The following is a 16,079-nucleotide window of genomic DNA, read 5'->3' on the forward strand; positions in this document are numbered from 1 at the left end:
TATTTTCCTCTCACCAGGGCATTAACCTATTGCTTTAATTTATTTTTAACTTGATAAAAAGCTGTTTGGTAACCTTGCGGTAGTATACATTTAACTCCAGGCGGCATATCTGCCTTCTTATCCAAAATATCCATAATTATATTTTTATAATTTTTATTAAGAACAGCAGCAAAATTTTCTGCTGCCAAATTATAATTGCCCCCACAAAAATATTTAACTATTTTATCCGTCGATGATAAACTATCAGGTTGATAAAGTTCCTTATAATAAAGATATAATTCATCTGCGCCAATATCTTTTAATGTTCTGAGTAAAAAATCTTTATTCTCTTTTTGATAAATTTTATTTAGGAATTTTATTTTTACTTTATTGGATCTTGTCTTAATTATTTTATAAAAATTGTCGAAAAATTGTCGGACACAGGGATCTTTCTGTAATGATTTAACATACCATTTTACTGCCTGCTCCGTTGTTCCCTTTAAAGAAGCTATATCTCCCAATAATCCATAAAGCAAAAAAAACGATCTATCCATATTGGAAGAAGATATTTGTTCTTTAGTTGCATATAATTTAAGTGATTTATTTAAATAGGTTTCTGCTTCTATATACTTTTTATCTTCATATAATAAAAATCCCTTCTGATAGTTAAGATCCGATGATTCAGGATATTTTTCAAGACCCTTATTAACAACTGCCTTAATATCTGGTTTCGGCTTATCAAGTATACACAGAGCATTAATGCATTGCAGGTACACGTCAATGTCACTGCCTATCAATATTACGCCGCTTTCAATAAGTTTCTTATCATAATAAACAGCCTTGTCATATTCTTTTAATCCATAATAGCAGTCTGCCAACGGCTTATAATAAGCAATAGTTTCACCATGCAATGCTATGTCCTGCTGCATTAATTTTAAATTTCGTTTTATTTTTTGCAAATTAACTTTTGCCGAATAACCTGTATGGTATATATATATATCCCGCGGCAAAACCAGTAACTGTGGTGTAGCATCGTTATATTTTAACATTTCATGTACTACACCCTTATAACGAAGTCCCGGCATATTTCTAAAAATACGCAGCTGATAAAAACTGCCCATAAATTTGTTATTATTATCTCTATCAATATTAATCAAACGACACATTAAAGCATTTACTGCTTGATTATTATTAATCTTATCAAGCTCTTTTATAATTTTTTGCCCCATATCATCAAGAAAATATTCATCCGCATCTAAAAACAATATCCATTCACCGACAGCTCTGTCAATCGCATAATTTTTAGCCGCTGCAAAATCGTCACGCCAGGCAAAGTCATATACAACTGCTCCTGCATCATGTGCTATCTGCCGTGTATTATCACTAGAGCCCGTATCCACTACAATCATTTCATCTGCTATTTCTCGCATACCGGCAAGCCACGTAGGCAGATTTTCTGCTTCATTTTTAGTAATTACGCAGGCTGATATTTTTACCATTTGCCGTTTCTCCGATCTTTTATCCATGCAAGGTAGGAACTTATTATTTCTTTTGAATACCCTGTCTTACCAGCCTGCAGAAAATATTTTTCCGCTGTATCCAGTTCATCTAAATAATAAAAACAACAAGCATAATTATATAGTAACTCAGCATCAAACTGAGCATTTTTCATACATTTTAATAAATGATATGCTGCCTTCCATTTATTTTCCTTTAATAGATCAGTAATTATTTTTTTTTGTAACACAAGCGAAAATTTATCTGCAAGCAATGTATACTTTTCTATGACATTATCTGATGCATGTTTTAAAATCATTGGCCATAAAGTTTCATACGTATTTGCATCATTATCCGATAAAACCGGACTATCAGAAAAAAACTGCCAAACCAATCTTGCTATTGCATCAGGTAAAAACCTAAGATATTTTTTATCCAATACAGGTTGTGACAAAATTGCCACAAATAACCATTGTATATTATCAACAGTTTTATTTATTATATCATCATCTAGTATCTTTTCTTCCATATAAGTTTTCGCCTCTTCTTTATTACCTTCTGCTAAATTCCTTTCCAGCATAGTATTATTTATATTTGTACTTTCAGACAATTTTTTCGTACATTTTTCTTTTTTCGCACAATTTATTTGTCGTAAGCAGTTTTGTGCAGTTGGCAAATACATTGAAAACGATGTACTGTCTTTTATGGTTAATTCGATGTTTTTTTTATTTATATCCAGTGCCTGTATAAGATATTTTTCTGCCAGTTTCTCTTTACCATTATTAAATAATACTATTCCAGTCAATGCATAAAAATCCGGTAATTCGGGAAATTTATCAATAGCCTTTTTCAACTCTGACAGAATCTTATCTTGTGGATAAGCAGCTTTCAGCATAGCATTGATATATGTATTCCAAATATGACTCGCGCCATTTATAACATAATATTTACTCTCACTAAAATATTTTTCAATACATTCTACTGCTTTTTCATAATTTTCCATGCCATAATAAGCATCAGCAATATAATGCCAACGCATAATACCATCATTATATTTTTCTGATAGCAGTATTTTTAAATTGCGTGCGGCTTTTTTTTGTGCGTAGCTATCTGAATAACCCGTATGATAAATCTTTAACAGATCATTTTTTACAATAGTAAATTTGCCGTTGCTATTTAATTGAAGTTCTTCGTGAATAGCTCCTTTATAACGCAAATCGGGGTCATTGCGAAAAACACGGATACTATATGAACGGCTTATTTCTCTGCTGGTACTTTCTTCTATATTTATTTCTATTATAAACAAGCCGCTGGGGTGGTTTTCTGCGATATCGGCCCTGGCTATTTCACTGCGCACCTTTTCTATACAATCAGCACTAAAGTATTGATCAGCATCAATAAATATTATCCAATCTCCCTTAGCTTTATCAATAGCATAATTTTTGGCTGCCGCAAAATCATCATTCCACTGATAATGATATAATTTTACAGGCAGTTTTTTTAATATGCTTATAGTATTATCTATAGAGCCAGTATCGATAACTATCTGTTCATCACTGCATTTAGCCACAGAATTATACCAACGCATAATATCTCTTTCTTCATTTTTTACAATAATACACGCTGATACTTTTATTGTTTTCACATTTTTTAATATAGCAGCACTATGACAGATAATTTGCTCAGCTGCTGTTTCTTTATCACTGTCAAAAAGTGTCGGTTCTATGCTTTTATAGCTTTTTTTTAATTTTAATGCTTTTTCCATGTATTTTATGGCACTTAAATAGTTACCTGTATTATAAAAAATATTGCCATATTCAGCACAAAAATCCGGCATTTCCGGAAAATCCAGCATAGCTATTTCAATAGCTTTTTTTATTATTTTTATATCAGCTTGTTTTTTTTGCAGCAGACTTATCAACAGCCGATAAGGCCGACTGGCATAAGTAATATTCAATCTTCCCTGTTGTACGGCTTTATTAGCATAAAACAAAGCTTTTTCAGCATCATCTACACCATTATAAGCCTCTGCTAACTCTATCAATACAGCAGGGGTAACTATATCGCTTTGCAGCAGCCTAAGATTGCGCTGTGCTTTTTTTTTCGCCTTAGATAGCGTATAACCAGTATGAAAAAAGGACATGTCTTCCTGCAAAATAAGCTCATTTTTTAATGCTTGCCCTGATTTTTTTATAAGCTGCTCATGTATTTTACCTTTATACATTACATTATTATTTTTAAAAAGCCGCAGTGCATAAAATTCATCGAGATATTTATTGTTGTCAATATCAATATTTACTATTTTCAATAAATAAGTATCAATATTTGGAGTGTGTTCTAATTTTTTCCTGATATTAAAATTTTTTCTTATTACTGCATATTCGTCAGCGTCAGGGAAAAGTATCCATGAACCTGCTGCTTTGGTTAGGGCAAAATTACGGGCAGCAGCAAAATCATCCTGCCATTGATAAGGAAATATTTTATCAGTATATTGTCGTGCAATATTGACTGTACTATCCGTAGAACCGGTATCTACTATGATTATTTCATCCACTATACTTTTTATTGAAATAATGCTTCGCGCTAAATTTTTTTCTTCATTTCTTACTATATAACAGGCTGAAAGCAGCATATTATCATCCTTTATTATTAATAATTTTTCTTTAATTTTATATATAAGTTTAAAAATGTTAAACTTATATATAAAATTAAGGCGGATGCCATAAACATCCGCCTTAATAATATCACTGATAATACAAATATTATCGTAACAACTGTAATACATTCTGGCTGCTTTGATTTGCCTGAGCCAACATAGCCTGTGAAGCCTGCATAAGAACATTGTTCTTCGTGTATTCAGTCATTTCTTTAGCCATATTAGAATCACGAATAGTTGATTCGGAAGCCTGTACATTTTCACTTTGTGTAGTCAGGTTATCCTGAGTATAATCTAAGCGACTTTCCACAGAACCAATTTTCGTTTGTTCCTTAAGTGCTTTCTGCACTGCATTATCAAGTACATTGATAGAAGCATTAGCATTAGCACGAGTAGTAATATCCAGATTCTGCACACGTCCATCAGAAGACACACCCTGAAGTCCAAGTGCTCTAGCCCGCATATCACTTAAACCAACGCGAATAGCCTGGTTTGATTTTGTACCGATCTGCATGGTAATAGCATTATCACCTGATTTATCCTGAGCACTGATCTGTTCATCCCAAGCATCAAGTACTGAGTTAACAGATTTTTTGATATTGCCATCTGTACCGGTAATACTGATAGTAAAACCGGCAATATTGCCTGCTAAACCTGCTGTTGATGATGCAATCGACAACACACTTGAACCATCAGCTGTATACATCGTTACACCTTCGGCAGTTGTACCAATTACTGAATTAGTATGAACTGACCCAGTAGCAAATTCCCCTACATTAGCTGTTCCAGATACACCAGCAATACTATTAGCTAAAGTAAATACATCTTTTAATCCAGCAGCCGAGCCTAAACTTGATACTGTAACAGATGTAGTAAAAGTCTTACCATTGCTTACAAAAGAAATAGAAAGCTTATCAGCACTCTGAATATCAAGTTTCTGTCCATTGCGATTATACAAAGCAGTTAAAGCAGTAGAAAAATCAGTAGTCGTACTAAGGCTAGAATTACTATAAACAACAGCTGTATCTTTATCCATTTGCTTATCCTTAGAACCATCAATAAGCAGCTGGCCGTTATAAGTTGTATTAGCATTATCATTGATCTGGTCTACGGCCTGATCAAGATAGTCCTGCATTGTCTGACGGTCATAAGTGGTATTAGTATCATTGGCTGCATCAAGAACTTTTTCTTTCAAAGTTTTCAAGATATCAACTGTGGAAGAAACAGAACCTTCTGCAGTCTTCAACATGTTTTGACCATTTTGTGCATTGGTATTGTCCTGATCCAAAGAACGGATCTGAGTGCGCATACGTTCAGAAATTGCATAGCCCGCTGGATTATCAGCCGCACTATTGATTTTCATACCTGAAGATACTTTTTCCAAACTGCTGGATAAAGCCTTACTATTTCTTCCCATAATGTTCAGTGTATTAAGCGCTGACATATTATTTTTTACTACTAATGACATAATAAAATTCCTCCCTGATTGAAATGTTTTATTGCCATCATCCTCGACAGCTTTATATTAAAAGCCGAATAAACTGCCGATCGCTCAGAATACTCGACTTTTAACTCTAAATATATAATCGAAACTTTTATAATGAAACTTAAATACTTTATAAATTTTTTTTACATTTTTTTATTAAATCTATTCATTTGCAGTACATATGGTGAAACATCATACGAATTGACCTTATTATTTTTATTTCGCATCCGTATAAGCCAGGACTGCGCCATTGCTTTAATTTGAACATTAATCGGATTAATCTGCGAAATAAGTTTTTTCCCTGCTACAGTTTTATGATAAGTTTTATTGTCAAGTTTTTCCAACATCTTTTGCAAATCCAAACGCTGTTGTAACAAGGAAAAGAACATATCTATATCACTTTTTTTCAAAAATCTATACATCTCAGTCGTCAGCATATAAAATTTGTTCCATAAAGCAGCTGCCTCTTTATCAGTGTTCTCCATTATTCTATCCTTTAATATCAATAAGTATACTGCGTATTTTAACATAATTCAATAGCCAGTTAACATGTTCTTTATTATATTTTATTCGTTAACTGTATTTTTTTCCTGTTGTGCCTTTTTCATAGCTTGGTGCCATGTATCACGCAGTTCCGTCAAAAGTTCCCTTGCCTCATTTAATTTATTTACATCATTTTTCATATTTCCCTCGATCAAAATACGATAAACATAATTATAAATAGGATAAAGCTGATGCGCTATTTCATAATCCATATTCAAAGTTGACATAAACTCTATTAGTATATTTTGCGCTTTTAGCAATGCTTTATTTGATTTTACACAGTCCTTAGCATCTACACATTTAATGCCCTCATTGATGAATCTTATTGCCCCATTGTACAACATCAATGTCAACATTTCTGGGCTTGCCGTCATTACCTGCTGTCGTTTATACGCTTCCGCGGTATAAGACGCATTTCGCATTAATAAATGCTCCCTTCATAATAACTATTTATATATTAACTTAAAAAACTCGAAATATAACTATACTGAGAACTCAAATTAGAAATGGCTGTTTCCATAGCATCAAATTGACTATATAATTTATCCTGATATTTGTCCATTGAGTCTTGAAATGAACTAAGCTTTTTCTTCCAATCCACTATTTCTTTTGCCCAATAACTTTGGTCTGAAATATCCGAGGAATCACTGACCCCTGCCATTCCCCTTATACCGCTTGCCGTTGCGATATCACCTGTCCCTATAGCGTCAGTTACCGCCTGGTTTAAACGTTTAACTACACCATAGGTACTGCTATCACTTTTATCAGCCGCCGGATTATCAAAAATCTTATAAACAACATTAGGATCTTCGGCTAAAGCACTTTTTAGTTTTGTTTCATCTAAACTCAAAACACCGCTCTTCTCACTAGTCCATTCTGCCGATACTGATATGCCAATATTATTAAGGCTATTATACTTGCCGCCAATACCAGCAATAGGCTCATTGACAGCAGAACGTATACTACTTATCAAGTCAGTCAGGGAATTATCTTTGTATAACAATCCCTGTTTTGCTTTTGTTTCCCATGCTTTTATCTGATCTTCACTCATGGCCTTCTTTTCAGTATCGGTTAATGGTTGATAATTACTATCAGGTTCTGTATTAACGGCATCTTTCAAATCACTTAACATTTTATTATAATCATCAACAAATTGTTTTACATTTTTAACAATGGTATCTGTATCTGTACTCACGGAAACTACACTATTTTTATACACCTTATTATTATTAGCATCAAGTGTATAATCACTATCTGCCAGTAGTGTATAGGAAACACCATCAACTGTTATTCCACTACTGTCAGTTGTATATTCTTTCCCATCTATTTTTACCTTACCATCAGTCCCTTTAAATTCGGCTCCGCTATAACCTGAATTCAAATTATCAGGTGTGTCATGCAGATTTGACACATCAATTGCGGTCAAACTATCATTGCTGGCATCATATTGACCAAGGTTTAGTGCAGACAGTAATGTCCTTGTGTGCTCATTACTATCAATTGTAATCCCCTTGTTTGCTAAAGCACTGGAAATAGGAACATCATCGACTGTAAGGTCGATAAAGTTACTAACTCCACCCTTATTGTTATAAATACTAAAGGTATCATTCACTGAATCATATCCGGCATTTACATTTGTTCCGCCATTACTTAGTTTACTAGCGACATCGTTCAAAGTACCTTCAACAAGATCACGATAGGAAAAAGACACTTTACAGGAAGTATTGGATTCTGTTCCATTATCAATATCCTTTGTTGTTGTACCATCCCTTACCGTAAAGCTAATTGCCGTTTCATCCATTTCACTGCCATTCAGCTCATAATGTGATCCATCCATATCAAAAGACAGCTTATCATCCGTAGAATTATCAGTGCCTGCTGTAAAATTAACGTTAGTTATGCCCACTATATCTGAAAGCTTTATACTATCACTAGGTGTACCAGACGGCCGCGTGATTTCTCCCACGGACTTTAAGTAAGCATTAGAAGCTAATGATTCCACTGCCACATGATGAGACATATTTGCTGCTGCACCACCTGCTTTTGCTGTAACTATGCTATTATCAGAACTTGTTGCTGTATGCGGATCCATTCCGCTGGATAAAGAATACTGCCAAAGCGTATTATTCTGAAAATCAGTTAATTTTTCATACCATGAATTATAAGCATCCTTCGTCCATTCTGCCCGTTGTTCTTTTTTATATATTGAATCATACTGTTTCTGTTTAGCCTGCATAGCCTGTGTAACCAATGAATCAACATCAAGACCTGAAGCTAGTCCATATATACCATTTACTCCCATGACTTATCCTCCTGTAGTAATCATTTACACATTTTCATCGAGAAATTTTCCAATCCAATCTTTTGTCTTTATCAGTGTCTTCATAACATCTTCCGGTGGAAAGGACTTAATGATTTTTTGTGTATCAATATCTATCATTCGCACACCAAGCTGGTCAATTTCCTTATACCAGACAAACTTCAGCTGTAGATTCATATCATTCATGTCTTTATTTAGTTTATCTGTTACCTGTTGTAAATCAGTACTGGATATTTTTTTCTTATTACTCCTCGTAATACCATTCATAGCATCATCCAGTGCATTATTTATTTTATTTTTCCCTATTAAGTTATTGTCATCCTTAATGAGCGAACCATTATTATCATTTGATATATTAGTTAAAGTTTCACCTGATTTTTTGCTTATATTATTTTCAGGTATATTTATATTTCCTGCAATAATTCCCGACATATTATCGACCATTGCAAAATCCCTCCTTAGATAGTATTAACCCATAGCATTCCCTTGTGCAGTGAAAACTTATTTGTCCTTCAGTAGTTTGCCCAAATCAACATCTGATGATTGTGACGCAGACTTTTTATTTTCTTCCAATATTGCTTCATATATTTCACCGCGATATATTTTTATATTACGAGGTGCATCAATAGCAATGCGGACATTGCCTCCTTGCACATCAGAAATATGTATGACGATATCATCGCCGATTGTTATATATTGTCCAGGACGACGTGTTAAAACTAGCATTATTTATCATCCTCCGCAACATTATTAATTAACTGGTGTTTTGTCATATAGTTTGTATTTTCTAGAATCAATTGTTTTGCCTCATGGTTATTTTGATTTATGATTATTGGTGCTAAAAGATTTGCTGTTGTCTTTTTTACATCCTTATTTTGTACAGTTAAAAAAACAAAGGTCAGCATATCTTCCTGTTTTACGATTTTTAGTTCCTCTATTGTTTCATCATTTATTGTAAACTCATAATCTGCAAAAAAACAAATGGATCAACCATCAAAAATGCTAAATCCGGCGTTTTTACTGATTGAAGAAAAAGGAATGGTGTTTTTTCATCATAAGGAATCATGACAAATTCATGTTCTTTTTCAAAAGCAGGAATTCCCTGGGTAAATTTTATGATCTTTTCTTCATCAATATCAATATTACCAAATCGTGTTGTAGCTATGTTTTTCATTTAAATCCTCCAAATTATGCATAGGTATCACAATGTCCCTGTGTTACCCACATTTTTATAGATGCATACTGTTTAACTGATATATCTACTTTTGCCGGCTCAAAATCCAATTTATATTTTCCTGCTGTCAGCTTTATTTGTGAAATACCTGGGTCAATAGTCCCCTCAATATGAGCAGGTGTAACGGTTATCTTTGGCGCTGGCATAGAAACTATCGCCAGTTGTTTTTGCTTGGGCAGCATATTTCTTCTGCTTATATCCCCTAATGCATCAGTTAACGCACCGTTTTCCATTACTTCACGCCCTTCCTGCATGCGCCGTGCAATACCTGCTGAAAGTGCCTTTTCTCCTCTTTCTGCCATTTTTTTACTAAATGCCGAATCCGTATATAACCCTACAACCTCACGTGATGCAGTCGAATCTATTTTCACAGTAGCTGGTGTGACTTTCAAATTGCAGCTTGGTGCTATATACTTCCCTTGACCTGATGGTTCTGGCATATTAGGATCAGCTTTTCCTTGAAAGCTTTTCATATTTAAAATCAGATTACTACTTCTTATATTTAAACATAGCATTGACATTGTATATCATTCCCTTAAATACATTCATTAATCCATTATATACATATTATCAGCTAAGGTAATCTGCAATGGTTTTAGGAATTACATTTTTCCCCATTGAAATAGATATGTTATAAATAGTCTGCGCTGTCATTAATTTAGTAGCAATTTCCGGGACATTAATACCATTGACATTATTTATATTATCTTTAATAACAACATTTTGGCTATCCATCGTATCAATAGCATTACTGTATGCCTCATTTCTCGAAGCTAGAGAAGTCTGGGATTTTTGCAATACATCTTTAGCATTATTAGCTATGGTAATTCCATCACTTGAAAGCCAGTTTTGATTGCCGCCATCCATTTCCGCCACAACTGTAAGCATATCGTTCAAAGTTGCTGTACCATGTGAAGCACCAAATATATCACTATTGCCAAACACATCACTGCCGGTAACATTAATGCTGTCGCGAGTTTGGTCAGTTCTGCCGCTTAATTTTACCATTGATATTTTATTATCGTCACCATTGTAATTGACAACATATTGATGGATAGTATTAAAGGAAAATGTAACACCCGTTCCACCAGAAGCAGTTAGCCCTGAGGTTGTTAATGCCTTTCCTGCTGCTGTAATAGCTCCATTATTATCTTTATCAAAATACTTATTAATAAAGTCTGAACGTACATTTACGGATAAATTATCATAATCCTTCTGTGTCCCATATGAAGATTCATTTAGATTGCCTGCTTTCAGCGCATCAGCATCAGCTGGTAAATCTGCCAGAGGCGTACTTGCATTATTGGTCAACGTAATCCTGCCAACTGCATCAGCAGCTGTTACACTTTTCTGCCCTGAATTAAGTTTATCTTTATAACCGTTTTGAACAAAATCTTTTGTGAATATATAGCCAGTACTGGGGTCAAGATAATAATCGTCTCCATCACTGCCTTTAAGACTAAGCATCTGATTTAGTCCATTGACCTGGGTACCACCCGTTTCTTTGGTATCCATTCCATTTATATTAACTGTCTTGCTAAAAAAATCAGCCTGATTATCATCAAGGGTTTTAGTAAGACCGCGTTCTACTTTTTCTGTGGAGATTGTAAAAGGCTCAGTCTTATCCATCTGCCCGGAAAACAAATACCTGCCGCCCAGCTGAGTATTACCCTGACTTATTGTTTCTTGCATCAATGAAAGCAACTGACTAGCTGTAGCTGAATTATTACTTGTGTTATTGGTTCCATTAGCCGCTTGATTAGTTTGCTCAATAAAAGTAGTAAACTGATTGCTTATGTTCGTAAGGGCGTCATCACTAGCTTTCATCCATGAAACTCCATTTTTAGCATTTTGTATATACTGCTGATTTTCAACATCATCATTTGTATAAGAAAGATATTTCGCATATCCTACAGGATCATCTGAAGGTCTGTTTAATCTTTGTTGTGTTGAATTTTCTTCTACGAGCTTAGCCTGTGTTTCATAATTGCCATTGACCGCGTTCATATAATTATTCAGCATCATCGTACTACTTACACGCATTTTTAATCACCTTCCTACCGTTCCGGTACTATTTATCAATTTATCCAGCATCTCATCCATGGTTGTCAATACTCGTGCGCAGGCAGAATAGCCCTGCTGAAATTTTATCATATTAGTTAATTCCTCATTCCAGTTTACGCCGGATACTGACTGTCGTGCATTGTCAGCTTGAGTAACAACAGATGTCATTTTAGTAACATTATCATCAGTCACACTTGAAGCAGTCCCCAGCTCAGTCATAGAATCATTATAATAATCATATAGTGACTTATTATTCGTAGAACTTATTTTCAAATTGCCACTGGCATCAATCATACCGGCTGCTTCTTTTATATGATCATTTACGGCAGCATCTGTTAAAGTCTTTTTAAATATGGTAGACAATGTAACTGCATTAGATCCATCGGCACCATCAGCCTTACCGTTTTCTGATGGTATTCTGTGATCATAATCTACCCAGTTGCCATTTGCATCGATATAATCGCCTTTTTTTACTGTTTTACCATTACTGTCAGTATATGATGTATCCTTGGTATACACATTAGCCCCTTTTGCTGCTATATAATCTGTACCACCCTTATCAGTTATTTTACTGTTTACCGTCAGCTCATTGATTATATTAATGCCACGCAATTCTTCTACGCCACTTGCACTGGTTTTTTCAATATATGCTTTCTCATAAGCACCTGAAGTACCATCTTCATTATTTATCCATTTATAAGAATTACCTGTTTCCCCAAAAAAGTTTATATCTGTTGAACCTTTACCATTATTAGCACCATCAATGCCATAGCCTTCTTTATGCTGAGCGTTGAACGTGGAAAGAAAAAAAGCTGAATAATTACCAAGCTTATCAATATAATTCTTATCTTCTACTACATTGTCCTGGAGTGCTTTTATCTCCCCATCTGAAGGATTATAGATTGTCCCGGTTTCTTTAAAGGTTAAATTATAATCTGTAATTCCATACTCAGAATTATCTTGTGACTGTAAATCTAAAGTAAGCTTTCCTCTACCGTCGACGAGTACACTCCCATTATTACTGATGGAATATGTTCCATCACTTTGTACAGTAACATCTGTTTTTATATACTTAGATAAATCATCAACTAGTTTGTCCCGTTGGTCTCTTAAATCGTTGGCCATACCACCAGTAGCTTCTGCTTGACGGATATTTTTGTTTAAATCTAATATTTGTGTTGTTATTTTGTTTACTTCAGTAACATCTGTCTTTAGCTGATCATAGTTTGTTCCTATCTGGCTCTGCATCTGTGAAGCCATGGTTTTTATTTTATCAGCCATTGTCACAGCTGTATCGCGGGTACTTATTCTGTCATCATCATTACTAGCATCACCGGATAAAGTCTGCCATGAATTCCAAAACTTATCTATAGAACTCTTTAAACCAACGTCCTGATCGTTAATTTGAGAATCATTAAAAACCTGTTCAACGGCAGTATAATTAGTTTGCCTTTCCTCATAATATGACTTAGAGGCATTTTCTCGCCAGTAGTGTTTATCTGCAAAAATATCTCTTGCCCTAGTTATTGACACCGCGTCAACACCTGTACCAACATAACTTACACCATACAATGTATTCTGTGCTAAAGGTGTCGTTGCTACTAAATTAACGCTTTGTCTGGAATAACCGTCTGTACTATCGTTAGACAAATTCTGCCCAACGGTATCAAGTGCCAGCTGATGAGCTTGAAGCCCACTAACCATAGTATTTAAACCAGAAAATGTTGACCTCATTACAACCATCCTTTTTAAATGCTTCTATCAAACATTTTTATTTTATTATTTCCCCTTGCTGTTGCTTCACCATCAGACTGATACGGTGAATCGTCAGTAACCTTAGTCATTACATTAATGCTGAACTGAATAGAATTCATTTTATTATTTAAAAGTGTTTTATTACAATCGCTTACCTTTTTTATTGCCTGTGCCAATATTTTTATTTTATCTGATAAACTTTCCGTATAGACATCTTTGGGGGATACTGTTTCTGCCTGTCTATTAAGTTCCCTGATTTTCTGTTTCTTTCGTTCCAGTGATTTTAGTTGATTTACTAGCATTTCTATTTTATTTGTCTGCTCCTGCAGCTTTTTATTATCGGCTGCTATAAACATTTGCTGCTGAATTTTAAGATTCTGTTCTAATTCCTTATATTTTACTAACTGTTGTTTTAATATATTTATTAATTCGTTCATAATTATGCCTCATGCTTTAAAATCTAATTTTTTCTCCTGGGGAGAAAAATACTGACTGCCATTTTTTTTATAATCAGGATCTGCTTTCATTTGTACTAACGAATTTAAATTCAAATTTACAGCCGTTAACGCCCCTTGCATAAGCATTTTATTAGCTTCATTGATATCTGCTACTTTTTTCACAATTTCCGATAAATCCTTATTGACAGCTAAAAATTTATCTTTGTAGTCAGTAGGACAAAAAAATGTCAGCGATTTTACATTTGAAGTCAAATTTATTGATGGGTTTTTATCTGCCATTTTTTTCAATATTTCTTGACGTTTTTGTTCCTCTTTTATAACTATAGCCATAAGTTTTTGTTCTTCATTAATAATCTGATCCAAGGTTTTCATATCTATGGCTAAAACTGCTTTTCTTTTTCGTTCATTTGATTTAAGTATATCCGTATATACCATTGTAAGTTTTATAATAATATCTATTAAATCCTGCCACATAATTATATCCTTTTATAAAATTATAAAAAACATGTCTGTAAGATACTGTCGGCAACACCACTGGCATCAATTTTATATGTCCCGCTCTCTATGGCTTTACTATAATTTTGTACTTTTTCCATGCGAGCATCCGGCAGTGTACGTAATTTATTCAGATATGGCGCAAATTTCTGGCTTTCGTTTGATAATACGATTTTATCACTGACTTCCATATCAAGCTGTTTTACTTTAGTCTTTAAATTAACTTTATCTATTTTGTTTACATATAAATTTGTTATAGAATTTATATGGCTACTATTAGAAATCATCTCTTATCCCCCCTTAAAAAAAATCACCGATATTATCTACTAACAATAAATATCGGTAATCATGGTATTTTAATTAACTACTTTATATGCTGTTTTTTTACGTTTTTCCCCTAAAATCTTCAGTTTCCTCACTCTTACAGGGCTTATAGGCAAAACACCTTATTTATTTGAATACATGCCCCGGCTTTTCATTCTCGTATCACTTGACGGATTATTTTTCTGCTGCTTTTGCTTAATGGCATCAGTAGCTTTTTTTATATCTTCCTTTAATTCCTGCATACACTTATTACAATAGCGTCCTTCAGTAATAAGTGTTCCGCAGCGTTCGCAGGGATAGGAAATCTTTCCTTTTCCTATAAATCTGCCAGCACGGATCATTCGCATTATTGTGCGTTCCTTAACACCTGTGGCATCATATATTTCTTTTATTGTACTACCGGGATTATCTCTAAGATAACTGCTGACAATAAGCTCGCTTTCCTCTTCCTTACGCAGGCAGTCCCGGCACATTCCCGCGCCTGTATCTATAAATAACTTTCCACATTCTGGGCAATTTCTCATTTTATTGACCATAATTTTCCCTCCAGCCATTCTCTGTTATTCTTATTATAATTCATATGATATAATTTAACAATTTTTTTATATTACTATGCATCACTCGCCAAAACAATGCCATAAATTTTCCCGGCGCCATTTTTCTTTAGTACTTTTGCGCATGCTGCCATTGTCGTTCCTGTAGTATATATATCATCCAGTAATAAACAATTTTTTGCCTTAATAGTATAACCAGGCTTAATAGCAAATGCCTTATACAGATTTTCTTTTCTTTCCTCTCTTGTCAGACTAAATTGGGCCTTAGTACAAATGACTCGTTCCAAACAGTCTATAGGAGATAGCTGATATATATCCAGTATTTTTCTAAAGATTAGTTCTGTCTGGTTAAAACCTCTTTCTTTTCTGCGTTTATCATGCAGAGGTACAAAGGCTACTGCATCTATATCAGACGGCATGGCAAAATTATCCATAGCAGCTGTAATAAAAGAATCAAATTGGGGTAGCACGCTCGTTTTTTTATTATATTTCAACTTTATGATAAGTTTGCGCAATACGCCATGATATCTGCCTAATGCCCATATTCTATGAAAATATTTATAATTTTCTTTTTCTATTGGCAGCTCATGTATTTTTATAGTATTTGCTAAACAGGCTTGACACCAATCACCATTCTTTTCTACATATGCTCCACAAGACGGACAGACCGGAGGGAAAAGGAAATCAGCTATGGTTTCTAATATGTTCATTATT

16 protein-coding genes and 1 pseudogene are annotated in these 16,079 nt (G+C 34.2%); all 17 read right to left on the reverse strand.

Going from position 1 to position 16,079, the window contains the following annotated elements; genetic code table 11:
- Nucleotides 1-26: 26 nt before the first annotated feature.
- Entirely contained in the window at nt 27-1,478 is a 1,452-nt protein-coding gene (locus I6760_RS00545; RefSeq protein ID WP_196592588.1) for a tetratricopeptide repeat-containing glycosyltransferase family 2 protein, read from the reverse strand.
- Nucleotides 1,472-4,108: a glycosyltransferase family 2 protein gene (locus I6760_RS00550; RefSeq protein WP_196592589.1), complete on the reverse strand. Its 2,637-nt coding sequence runs from the start codon at nt 4,106-4,108 to the stop codon at nt 1,472-1,474. The genes I6760_RS00545 and I6760_RS00550 overlap by 7 nt, the downstream gene beginning before the upstream one ends.
- A 130-nt stretch (nt 4,109-4,238) precedes the next feature.
- On the reverse strand, nt 4,239-5,600 hold the full coding sequence (locus tag I6760_RS00555; RefSeq protein ID WP_196592590.1) for a flagellin N-terminal helical domain-containing protein: 1,362 nt from the start codon (nt 5,598-5,600) through the stop codon (nt 4,239-4,241).
- Nucleotides 5,601-5,761: 161 nt separating this feature from the next.
- Nucleotides 5,762-6,103, reverse strand: coding sequence for a hypothetical protein (locus I6760_RS00560; protein WP_196592591.1), 342 nt, complete (start codon nt 6,101-6,103; stop codon nt 5,762-5,764).
- An 81-nt stretch (nt 6,104-6,184) separates the two neighbouring features.
- Nucleotides 6,185-6,583 (reverse strand): flagellar export chaperone FliS, encoded by a 399-nt coding sequence (gene fliS / locus I6760_RS00565; RefSeq protein ID WP_196592592.1) that lies wholly within the window; start codon nt 6,581-6,583, stop codon nt 6,185-6,187.
- Between the two features lie 35 nt (nt 6,584-6,618).
- Nucleotides 6,619-8,463: a flagellar filament capping protein FliD gene (fliD, locus tag I6760_RS00570; RefSeq protein WP_196592593.1), complete on the reverse strand. Its 1,845-nt coding sequence runs from the start codon at nt 8,461-8,463 to the stop codon at nt 6,619-6,621.
- A 24-nt stretch (nt 8,464-8,487) separates the two neighbouring features.
- A complete protein-coding gene (locus I6760_RS00575) occupies nt 8,488-8,925 on the reverse strand; it encodes a flagellar protein FlaG (protein ID WP_196592594.1) in 438 nt (145 codons plus the stop codon).
- Between the two features lie 57 nt (nt 8,926-8,982).
- Nucleotides 8,983-9,207: a carbon storage regulator CsrA gene (csrA, locus tag I6760_RS00580; protein WP_196592595.1), complete on the reverse strand. Its 225-nt coding sequence runs from the start codon at nt 9,205-9,207 to the stop codon at nt 8,983-8,985.
- A pseudogene (gene fliW, locus I6760_RS12995) lies at nt 9,207-9,655 on the reverse strand (flagellar assembly protein FliW). Before fliW ends, csrA begins: the two are co-directional and overlap by 1 nt.
- Nucleotides 9,656-9,669: 14 nt before the next feature.
- The gene (locus I6760_RS00590) at nt 9,670-10,236 is read right to left on the reverse strand and encodes a DUF6470 family protein (RefSeq protein WP_330997932.1); all 567 of its coding nucleotides are present in this window, start codon (nt 10,234-10,236) and stop codon (nt 9,670-9,672) included.
- A gap of 49 nt (nt 10,237-10,285) precedes the next feature.
- On the reverse strand, nt 10,286-11,758 hold the full coding sequence (locus I6760_RS00595) for a flagellin (RefSeq protein WP_196592597.1): 1,473 nt from the start codon (nt 11,756-11,758) through the stop codon (nt 10,286-10,288).
- Nucleotides 11,759-11,764: 6 nt separating this feature from the next.
- Nucleotides 11,765-13,513 carry a flagellar hook-associated protein FlgK gene (gene flgK / locus I6760_RS00600; RefSeq protein WP_196592598.1) on the reverse strand — a complete coding sequence of 583 codons (1,749 nt, stop codon included), beginning with the start codon at nt 13,511-13,513 and terminating at the stop codon, nt 11,765-11,767.
- Between the two features lie 14 nt (nt 13,514-13,527).
- A complete protein-coding gene (locus I6760_RS00605; protein ID WP_196592599.1) occupies nt 13,528-13,971 on the reverse strand; it encodes a flagellar protein FlgN in 444 nt (147 codons plus the stop codon).
- 9 nt (nt 13,972-13,980) lie between these two features.
- Nucleotides 13,981-14,466, reverse strand: a complete 486-nt coding sequence (locus tag I6760_RS00610) for a flagellar protein FlgN (RefSeq protein WP_196592600.1) — start codon at nt 14,464-14,466, stop codon at nt 13,981-13,983.
- A 20-nt stretch (nt 14,467-14,486) separates the two neighbouring features.
- Entirely contained in the window at nt 14,487-14,774 is a 288-nt protein-coding gene (gene flgM, locus I6760_RS00615) for a flagellar biosynthesis anti-sigma factor FlgM (protein ID WP_196592601.1), read from the reverse strand.
- Nucleotides 14,775-14,933: 159 nt separating this feature from the next.
- Nucleotides 14,934-15,347 carry a flagellar protein gene (locus tag I6760_RS00620; RefSeq protein ID WP_196592602.1) on the reverse strand — a complete coding sequence of 138 codons (414 nt, stop codon included), beginning with the start codon at nt 15,345-15,347 and terminating at the stop codon, nt 14,934-14,936.
- A 74-nt stretch (nt 15,348-15,421) separates the two neighbouring features.
- Entirely contained in the window at nt 15,422-16,075 is a 654-nt protein-coding gene (locus I6760_RS00625) for a ComF family protein (protein WP_196592603.1), read from the reverse strand.
- Nucleotides 16,076-16,079: the final 4 nt, after the last annotated feature.

Source organism: Pectinatus sottacetonis (assembly GCF_015732155.1).
In the GTDB taxonomy this organism is placed as follows: domain Bacteria; phylum Bacillota; class Negativicutes; order Selenomonadales; family Selenomonadaceae; genus Pectinatus; species Pectinatus sottacetonis.

What these genes read in the sequence shown, in the direction of transcription:
- I6760_RS00545 (WP_196592588.1), bottom strand. Translation starts at nt 1,478, where the DNA reads ATGGTAAAAATATCAGCCTGCGTAATTACTAAAAATGAAGCAGAAAAT.
- I6760_RS00550 (WP_196592589.1), bottom strand. Translation starts at nt 4,108, where the DNA reads ATGCTGCTTTCAGCCTGTTATATAGTAAGAAATGAAGAAAAAAATTTA.
- I6760_RS00555 (WP_196592590.1), bottom strand. Translation starts at nt 5,600, where the DNA reads ATGTCATTAGTAGTAAAAAATAATATGTCAGCGCTTAATACACTGAAC.
- I6760_RS00560 (WP_196592591.1), bottom strand. Translation starts at nt 6,103, where the DNA reads ATGGAGAACACTGATAAAGAGGCAGCTGCTTTATGGAACAAATTTTAT.
- fliS (WP_196592592.1), bottom strand. Translation starts at nt 6,583, where the DNA reads ATGCGAAATGCGTCTTATACCGCGGAAGCGTATAAACGACAGCAGGTA.
- fliD (WP_196592593.1), bottom strand. Translation starts at nt 8,463, where the DNA reads ATGGGAGTAAATGGTATATATGGACTAGCTTCAGGTCTTGATGTTGAT.
- I6760_RS00575 (WP_196592594.1), bottom strand. Translation starts at nt 8,925, where the DNA reads ATGGTCGATAATATGTCGGGAATTATTGCAGGAAATATAAATATACCT.
- csrA (WP_196592595.1), bottom strand. Translation starts at nt 9,207, where the DNA reads ATGCTAGTTTTAACACGTCGTCCTGGACAATATATAACAATCGGCGAT.
- I6760_RS00590 (WP_330997932.1), bottom strand. Translation starts at nt 10,236, where the DNA reads ATGTCAATGCTATGTTTAAATATAAGAAGTAGTAATCTGATTTTAAAT.
- I6760_RS00595 (WP_196592597.1), bottom strand. Translation starts at nt 11,758, where the DNA reads ATGCGTGTAAGTAGTACGATGATGCTGAATAATTATATGAACGCGGTC.
- flgK (WP_196592598.1), bottom strand. Translation starts at nt 13,513, where the DNA reads ATGAGGTCAACATTTTCTGGTTTAAATACTATGGTTAGTGGGCTTCAA.
- I6760_RS00605 (WP_196592599.1), bottom strand. Translation starts at nt 13,971, where the DNA reads ATGAACGAATTAATAAATATATTAAAACAACAGTTAGTAAAATATAAG.
- I6760_RS00610 (WP_196592600.1), bottom strand. Translation starts at nt 14,466, where the DNA reads ATGTGGCAGGATTTAATAGATATTATTATAAAACTTACAATGGTATAT.
- flgM (WP_196592601.1), bottom strand. Translation starts at nt 14,774, where the DNA reads ATGATTTCTAATAGTAGCCATATAAATTCTATAACAAATTTATATGTA.
- I6760_RS00620 (WP_196592602.1), bottom strand. Translation starts at nt 15,347, where the DNA reads ATGGTCAATAAAATGAGAAATTGCCCAGAATGTGGAAAGTTATTTATA.
- I6760_RS00625 (WP_196592603.1), bottom strand. Translation starts at nt 16,075, where the DNA reads ATGAACATATTAGAAACCATAGCTGATTTCCTTTTCCCTCCGGTCTGT.